The 18267-nt window shown below is 38.9% G+C and carries 13 protein-coding genes and 1 pseudogene; 9 read left to right on the top strand and 5 right to left on the bottom strand.

Annotation, left to right across the window (positions count from 1 at the left end; translation table 11 throughout):
* The first annotated feature begins 17 nt into the window (after nucleotides 1-17).
* On the top strand, nucleotides 18-359 hold the full coding sequence (locus AC1M9D_RS04350; RefSeq protein WP_035263946.1) for a zinc-ribbon domain-containing protein: 342 nt from the start codon (nucleotides 18-20) through the stop codon (nucleotides 357-359).
* 158 nt (nucleotides 360-517) lie between these two features.
* Nucleotides 518-823 carry a hypothetical protein gene (locus AC1M9D_RS04345; protein ID WP_481611574.1) on the top strand — a complete coding sequence of 102 codons (306 nt, stop codon included), beginning with the start codon at nucleotides 518-520 and terminating at the stop codon, nucleotides 821-823.
* A gap of 52 nt (nucleotides 824-875) precedes the next feature.
* Here the strand turns inward: AC1M9D_RS04345 and ettA are convergent, their stop codons facing one another.
* Nucleotides 876-2537 carry an energy-dependent translational throttle protein EttA gene (gene ettA / locus AC1M9D_RS04340; protein WP_035263944.1) on the bottom strand — a complete coding sequence of 554 codons (1662 nt, stop codon included), beginning with the start codon at nucleotides 2535-2537 and terminating at the stop codon, nucleotides 876-878.
* 298 nt (nucleotides 2538-2835) lie between these two features.
* On the opposite strand from ettA, the gene AC1M9D_RS04335 reads away from it, so the two are divergent.
* The 4 genes from AC1M9D_RS04335 (at nucleotide 2836) to AC1M9D_RS04320 (ending at nucleotide 6089) form a co-directional block, all read left to right on the top strand.
* A complete protein-coding gene (locus tag AC1M9D_RS04335; protein WP_481611573.1) occupies nucleotides 2836-4113 on the top strand; it encodes an O-acetylhomoserine aminocarboxypropyltransferase/cysteine synthase family protein in 1278 nt (425 codons plus the stop codon).
* Between the two features lie 241 nt (nucleotides 4114-4354).
* Entirely contained in the window at nucleotides 4355-5242 is an 888-nt protein-coding gene (locus tag AC1M9D_RS04330; protein WP_035263940.1) for an SDR family NAD(P)-dependent oxidoreductase, read from the top strand.
* A gap of 116 nt (nucleotides 5243-5358) precedes the next feature.
* Entirely contained in the window at nucleotides 5359-5658 is a 300-nt protein-coding gene (locus AC1M9D_RS04325) for a hypothetical protein (RefSeq protein ID WP_035263939.1), read from the top strand.
* A 113-nt stretch (nucleotides 5659-5771) separates the two neighbouring features.
* Nucleotides 5772-6089, top strand: coding sequence for a hypothetical protein (locus AC1M9D_RS04320; protein ID WP_092767300.1), 318 nt, complete (start codon nucleotides 5772-5774; stop codon nucleotides 6087-6089).
* A 58-nt stretch (nucleotides 6090-6147) separates the two neighbouring features.
* Here AC1M9D_RS04320 and AC1M9D_RS04315 read toward each other — a convergent pair.
* A pseudogene (locus tag AC1M9D_RS04315) lies at nucleotides 6148-8344 on the bottom strand (bifunctional SulP family inorganic anion transporter/carbonic anhydrase).
* A 198-nt stretch (nucleotides 8345-8542) separates the two neighbouring features.
* A complete protein-coding gene (locus AC1M9D_RS04310; protein WP_481611572.1) occupies nucleotides 8543-10909 on the bottom strand; it encodes a Tex family protein in 2367 nt (788 codons plus the stop codon).
* A 482-nt stretch (nucleotides 10910-11391) separates the two neighbouring features.
* On the opposite strand from AC1M9D_RS04310, the gene ompR reads away from it, so the two are divergent.
* The 3 genes from ompR (at nucleotide 11392) to AC1M9D_RS04295 (ending at nucleotide 15449) form a co-directional block, all read left to right on the top strand.
* On the top strand, nucleotides 11392-12156 hold the full coding sequence (ompR, locus tag AC1M9D_RS04305; RefSeq protein ID WP_481611571.1) for an osmolarity response regulator transcription factor OmpR: 765 nt from the start codon (nucleotides 11392-11394) through the stop codon (nucleotides 12154-12156).
* A gap of 106 nt (nucleotides 12157-12262) precedes the next feature.
* On the top strand, nucleotides 12263-13723 hold the full coding sequence (locus AC1M9D_RS04300) for an ATP-binding protein (RefSeq protein ID WP_481611570.1): 1461 nt from the start codon (nucleotides 12263-12265) through the stop codon (nucleotides 13721-13723).
* 208 nt (nucleotides 13724-13931) lie between these two features.
* Nucleotides 13932-15449, top strand: coding sequence for an acetyl-CoA hydrolase/transferase family protein (locus AC1M9D_RS04295; protein ID WP_481611569.1), 1518 nt, complete (start codon nucleotides 13932-13934; stop codon nucleotides 15447-15449).
* A 398-nt stretch (nucleotides 15450-15847) separates the two neighbouring features.
* Here the strand turns inward: AC1M9D_RS04295 and phoU are convergent, their stop codons facing one another.
* Both phoU and abuO read right to left on the bottom strand, forming a co-directional pair.
* Nucleotides 15848-16573 (bottom strand): phosphate signaling complex protein PhoU, encoded by a 726-nt coding sequence (gene phoU, locus AC1M9D_RS04290; RefSeq protein WP_035263928.1) that lies wholly within the window; start codon nucleotides 16571-16573, stop codon nucleotides 15848-15850.
* Nucleotides 16574-16669: 96 nt separating this feature from the next.
* Entirely contained in the window at nucleotides 16670-18010 is a 1341-nt protein-coding gene (gene abuO, locus AC1M9D_RS04285; protein ID WP_481611568.1) for a multidrug efflux outer membrane protein AbuO, read from the bottom strand.
* Between the last annotated feature and the right edge of the window lie 257 nt (nucleotides 18011-18267).

Below are 18267 nucleotides of genomic sequence, written 5' to 3'. Positions count from 1 at the left end.
AGAAATACGGAGCGCTCATGCAGTACCAATGCCCTAAATGTCAAAGTCGTAAAATTCTTCCTTTAGCAAGTGCCAATGCACCTGCTGTACGACCAAATGTTCCTAAAAGCTTAATCATCCTCGTACCCACTCTATTTTTACTCCTATTATTGGTCATTATTAGCGTTGTACTGATGATTTTTAGCAATGGTGCTGGCGAGACACTTCAAATTGCAACTGTGATAGTATTTTTAATTGCAGTGATTGCGGGTGTGATGTTCTGGAAAGATTTACCAGATTTCAAAATTTCGATGCAAGCCTTCATGCAATCTCAAAAGAAATGGAAATGCCGTGAATGTAATCACGAATGGGAAAATTAATTGTTTATTTTCATCAGTCCTAAAAGCTCATTTGAGCTTTAAGGACTTAAAATTAAATAAATTTAAATTTTATATATGAGTAGTAGACAAAACCTTCAAAAGAGCATAATTTAATGAAATAGATCTCATTTTTGCATGGATAAGCAAGGAGAACCATAATGATAATAAAACTATTTCAATCACTATTCTTTGATCTAAAACGTACTCGAACGGCTAATTTATCCAATCTCGAGCCATCCACATCCTTAAACCCTCGAAATCAAATGTGGTTATACCTACGTGATGCATTACGTGGGAATGCTGAAGCACAATATCAATTAGGTCTGAGTTACTTAAATGGTGAACTAGGTTTGGATCGAAATTATCAAATTGCTGAAAAATGGCTGAACCAATCAGCGAATGCTGGAAATGAAAATGCAAAAAGAACTCTACTTCAAACTTATAGTCTTTTAGCATTTTCATAAAATTAATTCATAAAAAAACCAGCCTGAAGGCTGGTTTTTTTATTAGATGGAATTAACCACCAATTTTGCGATATTTTTGGCGCTTAGCCACTAGATCATCGCCATCGCGTTTACGACGGTATTCTTCGAACTCAGCATAGTTTCCTGTGAAGAATTCTGGAGTTTCACCTTCGAATGACAAGATGTGCGTTGCAATACGGTCTAGGAACCAACGGTCATGCGAGATGACCATTACAGTACCTGGGAATACTAAAATTGCATCCTCAAGCGCACGTAAAGTTTCGATATCCAAGTCGTTCGATGGTTCATCGAGAAGGATAACGTTTGCGCCCATTTGTAGAATTTTCGCAAGTTGTAAACGGTTACGCTCACCACCTGACAATTGACCTACACGCTTCTGCTGATCTTGGCCTTTAAAGTTAAAACGACCAATATATGCACGTGATGCGATTTCATATTCACCAATACGTAAGATATCTAAACCGCCAGAAACTTCTTCCCAAACCGTTTTATTGTTATCTAAGGTGTCACGAATCTGACCCACGTAAGCCACTTTAACTGACTCACCTAGCGTTACCGTACCTGTATCAGGTTGTAATTCACCTGTCATCATACGGAATAGTGTGGTTTTACCCGCACCGTTCTCACCCACGATACCCACGATCGCACAAGGTGGAACAACAAAAGATAAATCTTTGTAAAGCGTACGATCACCAAACGATTTGCTGATACCTTCAACTTCCACAACCTTGTTCCCTAGACGTGGACCAGGTGGAATGTAGATTTCAGACGTTTCGTTACGTTGTTGGAATTCACGAGAGTTAAGCTCTTCAAAGCGTTCCATACGTGCTTTATTTTTCTTTTGCTGACCTTTTGCATTAGAACGAACCCATTCAAGTTCTTTTTTCAATGCTTTAGCAAAAGATTCTTCTTGCTTCTGTTCTTGCTCTAAGCGGGCATTTTTCTGCTCTAACCAAGAAGAATAATTACCTTGATAAGGGATACCCATACCACGGTCAAGCTCAAGAATCCACTCAGCAACGTTATCCAAGAAATAACGGTCATGCGTAATCGCAACGATTGTACCAGGGAAATCTTTTAAGAAACGTTCCAACCATGAAACAGATGATGCATCCAAATGGTTCGTCGGTTCGTCAAGAAGCAACATGTCGGGTTTAGACAAGAGCAAACGGCAAAGTGCCACACGACGGCGCTCACCACCTGACAATTTAGTGACATCAGCATCCCAAGCTGGCAAGTTTAACGCTGCCGCTGCTTGTTCAAGCTGGTTATTTAAGTTATGCGCATCCCAAGTTTGAATAATTGCTTCAAGCTTTTCTTGCTCTTTTGCAAGTGCATCAAAGTCGGCATCTTCAGCTGCATATTCAGCGAAAACTTCATCAAGACGAGCTAATGCATCAAGTGCTTCACGAACGCCATCTTCAACGTTGCCACGAACGTCTTTTGTTTCATCTAATGGCGGCTCTTGCTCAAGGTAGCCGATCTTGATACCTGGTTGTGCACGAGCTTCACCAGAGAAATCTTTATCTACGCCAGCCATAATACGAAGCAAGGTAGATTTACCTGCACCGTTTAAACCAAGAACACCAATTTTAGCGCCCGGGAAAAATGATAAAGAGATGTCTTTAAGGATTTCGCGCTTAGGCGGAACCATCTTAGACACACGGTTCATCGTGTAAATATATTGGGCCACGTAGGACTCCTCTATAAAAAAAACAAAATCCGCTGTAAATACAAATCGCGGACAAATAATTAGGGAGCATTATACGATGAATACGATAAAAACATAAGCCATACGCCCGAACTTGCAAGGAATGTTACAAGTTTATTTTTTCATCAAACTTACCATTCAAAGTGCACAAGAATATGGCTTTTAAATGAGCAACATATGAGAATTTTAGATAACTTTTTCAATATTTTATAAATTTTATAATATGATTAGGGTGCTATATTCTCATTGAACAATTTTTAAACCACAAGAAGATCTCAAAATGACATATAAGGACGAAACCCTCGCCATCCATGCTGGATACTCACCTGAACCAACGACTAAAGCAGTTGCGGTACCCATTTATCAAACGACGTCTTACTCATTTGATAATACGCAACATGGCGCAGACCTATTCGATTTAAAGGTCTCTGGGAATATTTATACACGGATTATGAACCCAACGACTGCTGTGCTTGAACAACGTATTGCAGCACTCGAAGGTGGGATCGGCGCATTAGCACTTGCATCAGGTATGGCAGCCATTACCTATGCCATTCAAACCATTGCTGAAGCTGGGGACAATATCGCTTCTGTATCTACACTTTATGGTGGTACATATAATTTATTTGCACATACGCTACCAAAACAAGGGATCGAAGTGCGCTTCTTCGATTATCAAAATCCAGAAAGTTTGCGGGCACTTGTTGATGAAAAAACTAAATTAGTCTTCGTTGAGTCTATTGGTAACCCGCTCGGCAATATTATTGATTTAGAAGCGATTTCCAAGATTGCACATGAACTTGGCATTCCTGTGATTGTGGACAATACGGTTGCTACACCAGTGCTTCAAAAATCTTTTGAATTTGGTGCAGATATTGTTGTTCACTCTTTAACCAAGTATATCGGAGGACATGGTAATTCGATCGGTGGTATCATTGTTGACAGCGGTAAATTCCCTTGGGGCAAATATCCTGATCGTTTTAAAGCGTTAAATACGCCCGATCCAAGCTATCACGGCGTGAACTATGTCGAAGCACTTGGTGAAGCAGCTTATATTGCACGTGCTCGTGTCGTGCCATTACGCAACACAGGTGCAGCGATTAGCCCACAAAATGTTTTCTTAATCCTGCAAGGTTTAGAAACATTAAGTTTACGTATGGAACGTCATACTGAAAATGCTTTAAAAGTTGCTCAATATTTACAAGCTCATCCAAAAGTAAAATGGGTAAATTACGCAGCACTACCTGATCACCCGCAACATGCTTTAGCTCAGAAATACGTTAAGGGCAAACCTTCAGCAATTCTTTCATTTGGTGTACAGGATGGCTTAGCAGGCGGAACTCGCTTTATTGATGCCCTACAATTATTCACACGATTGGTGAATATCGGTGATGCAAAAAGCTTAGCATGTCACCCAGCAACTACAACGCATCGCCAACTGAATGAAGAAGAGTTAAAAGCTGCTGGCGTTTCTACGGATATGGTTCGCTTATCTATTGGAATCGAACATGCTGACGATTTAATCGCCGACCTAGAACAAGCGCTCGCTCAAGTTTAATCTTGGTAATACATTAGAAATAAAGCCTCATGACTGGGGCTTTATCCTCATTTACCATATCGTCTTTTTCAATTATTTTATTCGTATTACCACAATATAAAATTAGAGCATTTACTCTAATTTTTACAATAAATTCATAAACTTATGCCATGGTTTATTTTCATTTTTCCACTATGCTGATTTGTATGACACGTTGGAAAATACGTGTTGCACAATTCATTGCATTTACAGGGAGAATGAAGTGAATAAAAAATTAGAACAGCGTTTTAAAAAACGTGTCCATGGAAAAAATATTCTGATTACAGGCGCATCCAGTGGTATCGGTTTAACTGTTGCACATCAATTGGCTGCGGCAGGTGCGCATGTATTATTGGTGGCACGAACTGAGGAAACTTTACAACAAGTAAAATATGAGATTGAGCAAAAAGGGGGAAAAGCTGACATTTTTCCTTGTGATTTGAATGATATGAGTTCAATCGATGCTGTAACGCAACAAATCTTCGATAGCGTCACACATATTGATATTTTAATTAATAACGCAGGTCGTTCGATTCGCCGTGCAGTCCATGAGTCCATCGACCGTTTTCATGATTTTGAACGCACGATGCAACTCAACTATTTTGGTGCTGTTCGCCTCATTTTAAATGTCCTTCCACATATGATAGACCGTGAACGTGGACATATTATTAATATTAGTTCAATTGGTGTATTAGCCAATGCTACACGCTTCTCTGCATATGTCGCTTCAAAAGCTGCATTGGATGCATTTAGCCGTTGCCTATCAGCTGAAGTACATGCGCATAATATCGCTATCACCTCGGTCTACATGCCTTTGGTCAGAACGCCGATGATCGCTCCAACTAAAATATATAAATACGTGCCAGCACTTTCACCGAATCAAGCTGCAGATTTAATCGCTGGTGCTATTGTAAACCGTCCGAAAAAGGTAGCGACTGGTCTTGGAAAACTTGCATCAATTACTTATGCGATTGCACCTGATATTAATAATAAATTGATGTCGATTGGATTTAATTTATTTCCAAGCTCTACTGCTTCTGTCGGTCGCCAAGAGAAATTAAACATTGTACAGCGTGCATATGCCCGACTATTTCCTGGCGAACATTGGTGATCGAACAAGTTAATTTAAGTACTTTGTGAGATGATCTTGTTACATTTTCACTGGGTGATTTTAATTATTCTTTAAGAATTAAACGCCATGATCAAAACATAAAATAGGAGTTTGTCATGGCTCAAATTTATTTTTTTAGATTATTTTTTCTAGCAGTTGCTGTTTTGATTTTTACTCAAATCATGAGCATGATTATTCAGCAACATTACTCATTCGACACCTTATTACAGCTAGGTTTATTTTTAATTTTGCTTGAGCTGGGATTCAACATAAAACCAGCCGATGCTCAAAATAAAACTGAATTGGATCAACAGCAGATGAATCATGCCAAAGCACCAAAGTCTTATGCATATCATTTGTCAAAAATAGGTTTAGGCACTATTGCATTCAGCTTGATCTTACCGAATCTTATTTAGTGCTAATCATGATTGGGTTCAAATCTAGGCGTAAAAAAAATTTTGAGATCATTCGTTAGGCGGCAGAGTTATGTTATAAAACTTGCATCTTATTGATTTTATGCTTTGTACTTATGCGTGGTTTAGCTTTAGTGCTGCAATGTGCAGCCATCGCATTTGCGATATTCCTCATTTATCAAGTTACTCTCGGTTTTTATACTCAAGAATTTAAAGTTTTAGACGTTGTTGCTGATGTGGGCACTATTCTCATCTGTATCGATCTTGCCGTATTCTTGTGGCATAGCCGCCAAACTAAAGCTGCCAACCTACAAGACTATGCACAAAAGATCGAACAATCAGTTCCAAAATTCGTAAAAATTTCACGAAAATTAGGTCATCTCGGGATTTTATTGATCTTAACCAGCTGGATTGTCCCCATGATTAATGGGTAAATTAAAAACCTCCCATTTGGGAGGTTTTTAATATCACTTACTGATGAAATGAGATCATTTAAGATAAAAAGTTGACTTGACCAGATTTCACATCATAGATTGCGCCAACAATCCCAATCTCTTTACGCTCAATCATGTCTCTTAGCGTATCACTATTTTTAATAATATAATTAATATTATTTCGCACATTTAACACAGTCACGGCATCAATAAAATTGGTTGTAAGTTGATAATTACTCATATCATTTTTGACTGTTTCCGCCGCCTGCATAATCGGCTTCAATAAATGCTGAACGTTCGGTGTATCTTTTAGTTGACTCAAATCCACTTTTTGCTCAAATAAATGACAAGCAGATCCTACCGCACCACAGTCCGTATGCCCCAATACCACGATCAGTTTTGAACCCTTGGTTTTACATGCAAACTCTAAAGAGCCCACGACTTTTTGACCAGCAATATTTCCAGCAATACGCAAACTGAATAAATCACCGATTCCTACATCAAAAATGCGCTCTGTCGGAGCTCTAGAATCCATACAACCCAACACTGCAGCAATAGGATGTTGCCCTGCATTTGACGTGACTTGAATCTGGCGAGCAATATTATGGTGTAAACGCTGATGATTAATAAAACGCAAGTTCCCGTCTTTTAGCATCTGTAAAACTTGATCAGGACTGAGCTGTTTTTGGAGTTCTTGCGTACTCACATCAAGATCGAGCTCGTCCTCTTTTATTTCTGGATAATGTGCTTTAAAACCTTGTAAATTAACTTTTATCCCTTGCTTTACCGCCACTTCACTTTGAAAGTCCTTAATAATTTGATAGATATCTGGATCAATATAATAGGTATTGGATGCATCGATTAGCACATTTTCATGCGGTTTAACTTTTTCTAAAGCGGTGACGAGTGCGGCACGATTTAAAAAACTTAAATTCGGTGCTAATTCAATACGGGTAAGTGAACCATGCAAGTGTTTTTCATGGATCACACGTACACCACGGTGTAAATGACTCTGTAAGATAATCAATAAACTGATCACTAGACCAATCATGATGCCTTTCAGTAAATCAGTTGCAATGATTGCAACTACCGTGACAATAAAAGGTAAAAATTGTTTCCAACCTTGCGCATAAATCCGTTTAAATAGGCTTGGTGTTGCCAATTTAAATCCAGTCAAGATTAAGATTGCTGCCAATGAAGATAGCGGTATCGCATTGATTAATGGAGTGAGAGCCACCACTGCAACAATCAGTAAAAAACCATGAAAGATTGCAGAAAATTTAGTTTTAGCTCCACTGGTTGCATTCACTGAACTACGAACAATGACTGAAGTAATCGGCATACCACCGATCAATCCTGATATAGAGTTTCCAACACCCTGTGCAAATAATTCACGATTCGGTGGTGATGAACGCTTCTGTGGATCCATCTTATCCGCAGCTTCTAAATTCAACAGTGTTTCAAGAGAAGCCACCACCGCTAATGTAATTGCACCCGTATAAATTAAACTATTATTCCAATACGAAAAATCTGGAAACTGGAAAATCGTTTCTGAACCAGAAAAGATATTCGGAAGATTAATCAATTGTTGAAGGTTTACTGCATATGGAGAGCCGATTTTCAACATGATTAAGTTGAGAAGTGCAGCAAATATCACCGCAATCAAGGCCGAAGGCAGCGGCAGTTTTTTTTAATTTACTACTATCCCACAGTAGGATTAACGCAATACAACTTAGACCAATTAATCCTGAGCCAATATCAATATGACTCAGTACAGATTGAATTGACCATTGATCAATCAAAGCAAATCCTTTGACGTCCAAACCAATCAATTTAGGTAATTGACTGATAATCAGTAATAGACCAATCGCGGCAAGTAATCCCAAAATCACATTGGTGGGTACGAAGTTTGAGAAAACGCCTAACCTAAAAATACCAAATAATATTTGTAAAATTCCAGCTAAAAAAAATGTGAACAAAAAGGCTTGATAATTACCTTGTAGTAATTCAATTTGGGTCAATACGATCGCCACTAAGCCTGCAGCGGGACCAGATACACTGATATGAGAGCCACTAAAAAAACCAATAACGATTCCACCAATCACCCCAGCAATAATGCCTGAAATGAGTGGTGCACCTGATGTATGAGCTATGCCCAAACAAAGCGGAAGTGCAACAAGGAAAACAACCAGACCTGAGAGCAAATCACGACTATAAAATCGAGGTTTCAGCTCTTCATTTTGAGATATACTCATGTTTAATTTCTCTTAATTATATGACTTATAAAGTTAAAAATAATTTTGAAGTGATGAATTGATTATTAAGTTTTTCTTGTTGTTTTATACCATCTTAAAGTTTACATTTAAAATAAATCACCTTGATGTTCTTCATTTATTTAAAAACATAAGCATAAAAAAACCTCCCATATGGGAGGTTTTTTACCTGATTAAAGATTACTTCGAACCTTTAACCCCTGCTTGTAATAATAATGCACCTAAACCACCAATCTTCGGTTCTTGTGGTTTCTGCTGCTGAGGTTTTTTCGCATGTTGTGGGCGATCACCGTGTGGACGTGCTTGCTGAGGACGCTTCGCGTGTGGTTTACGCTCACCACGTTGCTCTTGCTGGCCTTGAGTTTCACGACGTGGCTGGCGCGGTGCCTTCGCAGGTGCTTCAGATCCTGCAGGACGCATCGATAAATTCACACGATTACGTTCCACATCAACTTGTAACACACGCACTTGAACAATTTGCCCTGGTTTCACAAACTTATGTGGATCAGAAATAAATTCATTCGCTAGTTCTGAAATATGAACCAAACCATCTTGATGAACACCAACATCAACAAATGCACCAAAGTTCGTTACATTGGTCACTACACCTTCAAGCTCTAAGCCTTCAGTCAGTTGTGAAACCTCAGTAATGTCATCACGGAACTTCGCTGTACGGAACTCTGGACGTGGATCACGACCTGGTTTTTCAAGCTCCGCCAAAACATCTTGGATCGTTGGTAATCCAAATTTGTCATCAACAAACTCTTCAGGTTTAACCTGACGAATGATTTCAGTATTGCCAATAATATCTTTTACAGTGGTCGCTTTCGCTTCAACAATCTTGTTGACTAAACCATAAGACTCAGGATGAACTGCTGAAGCATCCAATGGCTCTGAACCATCTTGAATACGTAAGAAACCCGCAGCTTGCTCAAAAGTACGTTCACCTAAGCGTGGTACTTTTTTCAAATCTTGACGATTATCAAAACGACCATTCTCTTTACGGTAGTCTACAATTTGCTGTGCTATAGATTTGTTTAATCCTGCGATGTAACCCAAAATCGCTGAAGATGCTGTATTTACATCTACACCAACTGAGTTCACACAGTCTTCCACTACAGCTTCAAGCGTTTTTGCCAAGCCTGTTTGATTCACATCATGTTGATATTGACCTACACCAATTGATTTAGGATCAATCTTCACAAGTTCAGCCAATGGATCTTGTAAACGACGCGCAATAGATACTGCTCCACGAATCGATACGTCTAAATCTGGTAATTCTTGTGAAGCCAATTCAGATGCTGAATATACTGAAGCACCAGCTTCAGATACAGACACGCGCGTTAATTTAAGATCAGCATGAGCAGCCATCATTTCCGCAACAACAGCTTCTGTTTCACGACTCGCGGTACCGTTACCAATAGCAATTAGCTCAACATTGAATTCACGACATAAACGTGCCAATTCATTGATCGAACCTTCTTTATCTTCTTTAGGTGCGAAAGGATAAATCGTGCTGTGTGCCAATACATCTCCAGATGCATTCACGACAGCCAATTTCACACCCGTACGGATACCAGGATCCACACCTAAAGTAGTACGCGAACCTGCTGGTGCTGATAAAAGCAAATGACGTAAATTTTCTGCAAATACTTGCATTGCTTCTGCTTCAGCAGCCAAACGCTTTTCTGTCAGAAGTGAATGCTCAATTGTAGGGCGGACTTTGCCGAGCCAGAATAATTTTGCAGTTTGCTTCAGAAAATCTTGACGGGCTTGAGGTTGAACTTGATCAAGATTGTATTCAGTTTCAATGCGCGCCAAAGGAGCATCATTTTCACCATCAACTTTTAGACCGAGTACATTCTCTTGACGTCCACGTAACATTGCCAATAAGCGATGTGATGGAACTTTGTTTAAATTTTCAGAAAAATCGAAGTAGTCACGGAATTTTTTACCAACTTCTTTTTTCTCTTCACTAGCAACTAAGCTTTTCAACACTGCTGTTTTTGCAAACATCGCTTTAAGCTCTGTCGTGAGTGCAATATTTTGTGCCCAGTCATCAATGAGAATATGCTGAACAGCGTCTAATTGACTCTCTAAATCAGGATAATCTTCATGATTAAATCCTGCTAAAGCTTCTGCAGGTTCAACATTTTCATTATAGATTTTTTCAGCGATTGGGCCTAAACCAGCCTCTTTTGCTTTAAATGATTTACTCGTACGTTTTGGACGATACGGTGCGTAAATTTCTTCTAATGCATTTTTTGTTTCAACGGCATTGACGCGAGCTAACAAATCATCCGTGAGTTTATTTTGTTCTTTCAGTGATTCAATGACCTTTTCACGGCGTTCAAATAAATCACGAAGGTAAGTTAATCGGGTATCCAGTTGACGTAACTGCGTATCGTCTAAGCCTTGAGTTACTTCTTTACGGTAACGTGCAATAAATGGAACACTAGAACCTTCATCAATCAGCTTAATGGCAGCTTCTACTTGGTTTGGACGTACGGCAAGTTCACTTGCCAACTGCTGAACTAAGTCAGTCATCGTGTTAAATTCCACAAGGATAAGGACTAAAAGTTAGTGATTATAAAGACCGAGACTATAAAATCCACAATTGTTTTGAATATTTGCAATGAAATTTTAAATAAAAGTCTCAATTTTTCTAGTTTTACCTCCCAGAGAAAAATCTTCAGGTGAAGTCTCTGATCAATTATTTGAGTGTAATGCGTCATTGTGTCATCACTTTGACAATGAACTAAAACATTTAACTCTTTAAAATCACTTTATTTTTCTGATTTTGATGTAAATTTCTTGCTTTCAATAGCACTTCAAATTAGCTTCATATTGAATAGCGATTTTATTTTATATTATTTGCCTAAAAACAGGTCAATACATGTTGTGATTTGGTTTCAGAACACACTTAAAATTGTAATTTTGAGCAATTTGATACATAGTCTTAACAAGAACTTAGGCATTATACTGAGACAAATGAATATTTATAAATACAACTTTTAAGGGAGTGCATCATGAGTTTAGTTGTACCTGCTGAAAATACTGATGTAGTACACAATGACACTGACAGAGTTGAACGCATTCTGGTCGTCGACGATGATGTGCGTCTTCGTACCCTTTTACAACGGTTTTTAGAAGATAAAGGTTTTGTGGTTAAAACCGCACATGATGCCACGCAAATGGATCGGTTATTACAACGTGAACTTTTCTCGCTCATCGTTTTAGATTTTATGCTTCCTGTAGAAGATGGTTTAAGCATTTGTCGTCGTTTAAGGCAGTCTAACATCGACACGCCTATTATTATGCTCACTGCACGTGGTAGCGACTCTGATCGTATTGCAGGGCTTGAAGCAGGTGCTGATGACTATCTACCAAAACCATTCAACCCAAATGAATTGTTAGCTCGTATCCGAGCTGTACTACGTCGACAAGTGCGTGAGGTTCCTGGGGCACCAAGCCAGAATATTGAAGTGGTTTCATTTGGTCCTTGGTCACTCGATCTATCGACTCGAACATTGACTCGTGAGGGTCAAGTGGTGACCTTAACTACTGGTGAATTCGCAGTACTCAAAGCATTGGTGCAACATCCTCGTGAACCGTTGACACGTGATAAATTAATGAATTTGGCACGTGGTCGTGAATGGGGAGCAATGGAACGCTCTATTGATGTTCAAGTCTCTCGTTTACGTCGTTTAATCGAGGAAAATCCGGCTCGTGCACGCTATATTCAAACGGTGTGGGGTGTGGGATACGTATTCGTACCAGATGGTGCAGAATAATTTTTAAACAATGGACTCCGCCATCAATGATGTCGGGGTCTTTATTTTATGTATTGAACAATTACATGCACTTATTCTTTTTAAGCCCAAATTCTCAGGTTAGACCGTGAAACTTGATCCTATTGACCCACAAAAATTTAATGAGTTTGTTGCGTATTCAGAGCGAAAACGAACGAAATGGGAACGCTTTCTTGACAAAATCAAGCCGCGCTCCGCTGCAATGAGAACAACAGTTTTGGTTGTTTTTGTGGTGTTCTTTAGTCTGTTTATGTCACTTTGGTTTTTTTGGAAAACCCTCTATTTGCCAGAGATTCAACAGCATGCACGCTACCTTGCAGTTGAACTCGAAATTATCAACAACCCTGACCTTCGAATTTTTCATGGTGACACTGAACTTGAGGTTGACACATGGTTAAAACAGCGTGTTGGAATTGAATACGTTACAGACCCTGCTGCATTCCCCAACCAGCGTGACAAAGTCATCGCTGAATTCTTTACGAATCAAGTTGAAAAACGATTAGCCAAAGAACTCGACGTACCTGAAGTCACTGTCTATTTCCAATTTAAACCCAGTCCACGTATTTGGATTCAAACTCCAGAAATGGACGGGAATTGGGTTCAAGAGCCGTTAAAAACTTATGCGAATTATAGCCCCGAATTGATTTTGGCATGGTTTCTTGGCGTACCGCTGATTTCAGCCATGATTATCTTAACTTTAGTGAGACAGCTCAATCGCCCACTACGCCGACTTCAAAATGCAGCAAATAGCTATAGTAAAACTGGAAAAGCCCCCTATCTTGAGACGAACCACGGACCTTTGGAAATCCGCCAAGTCAACCAAGCCTTTAATCATATGATTTATACATTGGAGCTCACTGAACGTGATCGTCAAATTATGTTGGCTGGTATTTCACATGATTTAAGAACCCCGCTCACTCGAATTCGACTGAGTGCTGAAATGATGTCAGATGATGACTTCTTGAAAGAAGGCTTAATCTTTGATGTGGATGATATGGATGCCATTCTTAATCAGTTTATTTCTTACATGCGTGATGGTTCAGATGAAGACCTAAAAGAAACCAATATCAATACCCTTTTGCAAGAATTAGTTATTCAGTTTAAACCCCTGGATATTCGCTTTGAACCAGAAGAACTCCCACTGATTACTGCGCGTTCGCTTTCCCTCAAGCGCTTAATTGGTAACTTAATTAATAATTCTAAGCGTTATGGTGCTGAACCCATTGAACTAAGTGCGAAAGTCGAGGGAGATCATCTAAAAATTTGTGTTGCTGATCACGGTGATGGAATCCCAGAAGATCAAATTGAAGACCTTATGCAACCTTTTGTACGTGGCAATGAAGCACGTACCATCCAAGGGAGTGGTCTCGGATTAGCCATTGTGAAACGAATTGTAGATATTCACGAAGGTGAATTAAAAATTCATAATCGTCCTGAAGGAGGTCTTGAAGCTATCATTCTACTGCCCCGTTCAACACCTCAAGTTGCTGATATTTCAACCAATAGCACCTTAGATAAAATCAGGCAAACCATCACCGAACGATTTTGATGAATGGTGAATAGTTGAACGGTTGAATTGGTTTAATTATTCACCACAATGAAAATTAAATATAAAAAACAATATCTTACAAACCATAATATATCTTTATATCCGCATTTTTTGAAAAAATTAGACCTTAGCCTAACAGGTATGCAAAATGGCTCGCTTGATCGGTACAATCGGTGCCAGATCCAGAATATCAAGAGAAGAGTAAACCATGTCTTTAGATCGCATTCGTTTAGAGTCACTTCATGAAAAAGTCATTTCAGCTGAACAAGCTTCAACGTTTATTGAAGATGGCATGACCGTAGGTATGAGTGGTTTCACGCGTGCTGGTGAAGCTAAAGCAGTTCCATTGGCATTGGTAAAACGCGCTCATACAAACCCTTTAAAGATCACTTTAATCACTGGTGCGTCTTTGGGTAATGACTTAGATAAACAGTTAACTGAAGCTGGCGTATTGGCTCGTCGTCTACCTTTCCAAGTCGACAATACTTTGCGTAAGGCGATCAATCAAGGCGAAGTAATGTTTATTGATCAGCATTTGTCAGAAACTGTTGAACAAATGCGTAATAAACAATTGAAAAAGCCTGATATTGCAGTCATCGAAGCTGTAGCAATTACTGAAGATGGTGGCATCATTCCAACTACTTCAGTAGGTAACTCAGCAAGCTTTGCAATCTTTGCAGAAAAAGTAATTGTTGAAATTAACACAAATTTAAGCCCAGCATTCGAAGGCTTGCACGATATTTATATCCCATCTTATCGTCCGACACGTCAGCCGATTCCACTCACTCAAGTCGATGAGCGTATTGGTACACACGCAATTAATATCGATCCTGCTAAAATTGTTGGCATCGTATTTAACAGCGAATTCCATGATTCTCCATCAACAGTAACTGCACCAGATGATGAGACTCAAGCAATTGCAAACCACTTAATCGAATTCTTTGAAAAAGAAGTGGCTGAAGAACGTCTTCCTAAAAATTTAGGTCCATTACAAGCAGGTATTGGTTCAATTGCCAATGCGGTATTAACGGGTCTTAAAGAATCGAATTTTGAAGATCTCATCATGTACTCAGAAGTACTTCAAGACTGTACTTTTGAATTAATTGATGCTGGTAAAATGAAATTCGCTTCTGGCTCATCAATTACACTTTCTGCACGTTATGGTGAAAAAGTATTCAACAATCTTGAGCAATACAAAGACAAACTTGTATTACGCCCTCAAGAAATTTCAAACCACCCAGAATTGGTACGCCGTTTAGGGATTATCGGGATCAATACTGCGCTTGAATTTGACATCTACGGCAATGTGAACTCTACACACGTATGTGGTTCAAAAATGATGAATGGTATTGGTGGTTCAGGTGACTTCGCACGTAATGCGCATATCGCAATCTTCGTGACTAAATCAATCGCTAAAGGCGGTGACATTTCATCTGTAGTGCCGATGGCATCTCACGTAGATCACACAGGCCATGACGTAGACGTTCTTGTGACTGAACAAGGTCTTGCTGATTTACGTGGTCTTGCACCGCGCGAACGTGCACGTGCAATCATTGATAACTGTGTTCACCCATTGTATAAAGATGCATTAAACGACTATTTTGATCGTGCATGTGCTAAAGGTGGACAAACCCCTCACCTACTTACAGAAGCGCTCTCTTGGCATTCTAATTTTGAAGAAACAGGTCATATGTTATCTGCACCTGCTGAAGCAAAATCTGCATAAGTATGAATTTGAAAAAAGCCCTGATATTCAGGGCTTTTTTTATTTCAATGATTCTAAAATACTTTTAAATCATCATGATAATTGACATAAACCAATAAAATAGGCAGGATTGAATAAGATACTTAAGTGTGAACTAGCTTACATTTTATTAATATTAAATTACACAAAATCACACTTTTATAGCTGAACTTTACACATAATTTAAATATTATTATTTCATAGCAAGATTATGAGTGAACAAATAATAATAACAGCGTACTGTTTCATCAGTTTTCCTTCCTAGATTTCCCCCAAAATCTAGGAATTTTTTTGTCTATATGTTTTACAGAACTCAAGTTTAGTGTCCACATAAAAAACCTCGATATTCGAGGTTTTTTGTGTTTGAGACGAATTCTATTTTAATGATTACCTTGAACTTTTTCCTCAATCTCTTCCACACTGGTGTGACGAACATCGTAGCCTTTAGCCATATAAATCACTTGTTCAGAAATATTACGCGCATGGTCACCAATACGCTCTAGAGATCGCAGCACCCACATGACATTCAGAACACGAGAAATATGACGAGGATCCTCAATCATGTAAGTCATTAATGTACGTGTAGCAGATTGATATTCACGATCGATATCTGCATCAGCCAACAATACTTTTAGTGCTTGCTCTGCATCAACGCGTGCAAATGCATCCAATGCATCATGAATCATTACTCGAACTTGGTTACCGATATGACGTGTTTCCATATAACCACGAGGTGACTCACCTTCTTCACATAGATTTTGGGCTATACGTGCAATTTTAGCTGCTTCATCACCTATACGTTCTAAATCGGTATTGGCCTTGCTCATTGCAATCACCATACGCAGATCACTTGCAGCAGGATGACGGCGTACTAAAATCAAAGTCAAGCCTTCATCAATTTCACGCTCGTAGCGGTTTACCGTATTATCCTGAAATTGGACATCTACAGCCAAATTCACATTGGTGTCTAAAAGAGCATGAATGGCATTAGCAACTTGTTGCTCAACCAAACCACCCATCGCCATAAATTTGGTATGGACATCTTGCAAATCTTCGTTAAATTGAGAAGAAATATGGTGGCTAAGTACAGGATTATTAGAGCTCAAAGTCTTATTACTCCACACAGCGTGAATGGATTGAAATTTTTGCCATATTAAAGCATATCAATTGTGAATATTTGATGACAAAACAATCAATTTATTCTATTTTTCAACTAACCATGCATTCATTTGACGAAGCTCATTTTCATTCAATTGACCCACAGAAGCCTTCAACCTCAACACATTCAACACATAATCATATTGAGCATTCACAAAATCTAATCGCGTTGCAAAAGCATTTCTTTGTGCAAGCAACACATCAACCATACTTTTAAGCCCTTCATCATACTGAGCTTGGGATGCTTTCGCGACTAATGCGGAAGAATCCATGGCAGCTTTGCGCGCTTGCAATGTAGCACTATCCATATCAATTTGTAGGTAAGATTTTTTAGCATCTGTGGTTGCTTTACGTATCGCAGCTTCTAATTGGCGTTCCGACTTTTCAACATTTTTTGTCGCTTTATCAATATTAATTTTAGTTCGTCCACCGGTATAGGCATTCCAGTTCATTTCTACACCCACCTGATCAAATTTCCCATCACTTGATATAGCTGTTTGTGGTGACTGTTCACTATAACCATAAGTGGCTACTGCTTCGACTTGAGGATAAAGCGCCGCTTGCTCTACACGTCGCTGATCATTGGCATATTGACGTTGCAAACGCGCTTGTAGAATTTCAAGATTCTGTTCTTGAGCTAATTTAGTCCATTCACTCATGATATTCGGTACAGGCTTTTGATACTCGAAATCATCACTTAAAACAGCGAGCTTTTCTTGGTAAGGTCCAATCAACTGAGCAAGTTGCTCTTGTGCCAAGATTAATTGAACACCTGTCGCAATTCGATTTGCTCGCGCATTTTGATATTGTGCATTCGCTTCGCTCACATCGCTTTCAGCAACTAAACCTTCTTTGAGTTTGGCATTCATCATATTGAGCTGCTCGAATAATGCTTTTTCTTCTTGAGCGTTAGTGAGCGTTAAAGCCTGTTGACGTAGTACATTAAAATAAGCTTCAGAGACATTCAATATATGTTGTTGCTGTTGCTGTTTTAAAGTGACTTCACTCAGTTGAACTGAGGTTTTTACCTGTTTATATCCCTGCCAAGCATCCATTCTGAAAATGGGTTGTCGTGCAGTAATCGCAATTTGACGAGTGGTCGATGTCGATGCGATCAGGTCAGAACTATTAAAAAAAGGATTCGATTCTGTACTTGAACGATTTACATCTTGGTTTTTACGCGTCACATTTCCTGAAACGGTTACTGTCGGTAGCAAATTACCTTTTGCTAAACCTATATTTAACTGATCAGCCTCATACTGCAACACGTTGGCTTGCCAATTTGGATCGGTTTGCTTTGCTCGCTCATAGGCTTCAACGAGGTTCAATGCAAAGCTCATCGGGCTAAGCGCAATTAAACTGACTGCAAGTAGAGTTTTTTTCATGATAATGACTTCACAGTACCTTAAGCATTTGAATAACAAGTAATTAGAATAGGATGTTGCAAATATAATCTTTAATCGAGCTTTTTACGTATCAATTTTATTATTTTTTCATTTAATCCGGAGAATTATTTTGAATTATGCGCATTGATGTATGTGTTTTATACATTAGATCTCTTGCGAAAGTTAATTTAAGAGCATCCAATTCACCATTCCAGCAATTAAATTCATTCTTAGACCAAAGCGTTTCCGTCTATTTC

The sequence above is a fragment of the Acinetobacter sp. ANC_7682 genome (assembly GCF_056779795.1).
This window is presented reverse-complemented; position numbering and strand designations above follow the sequence as displayed.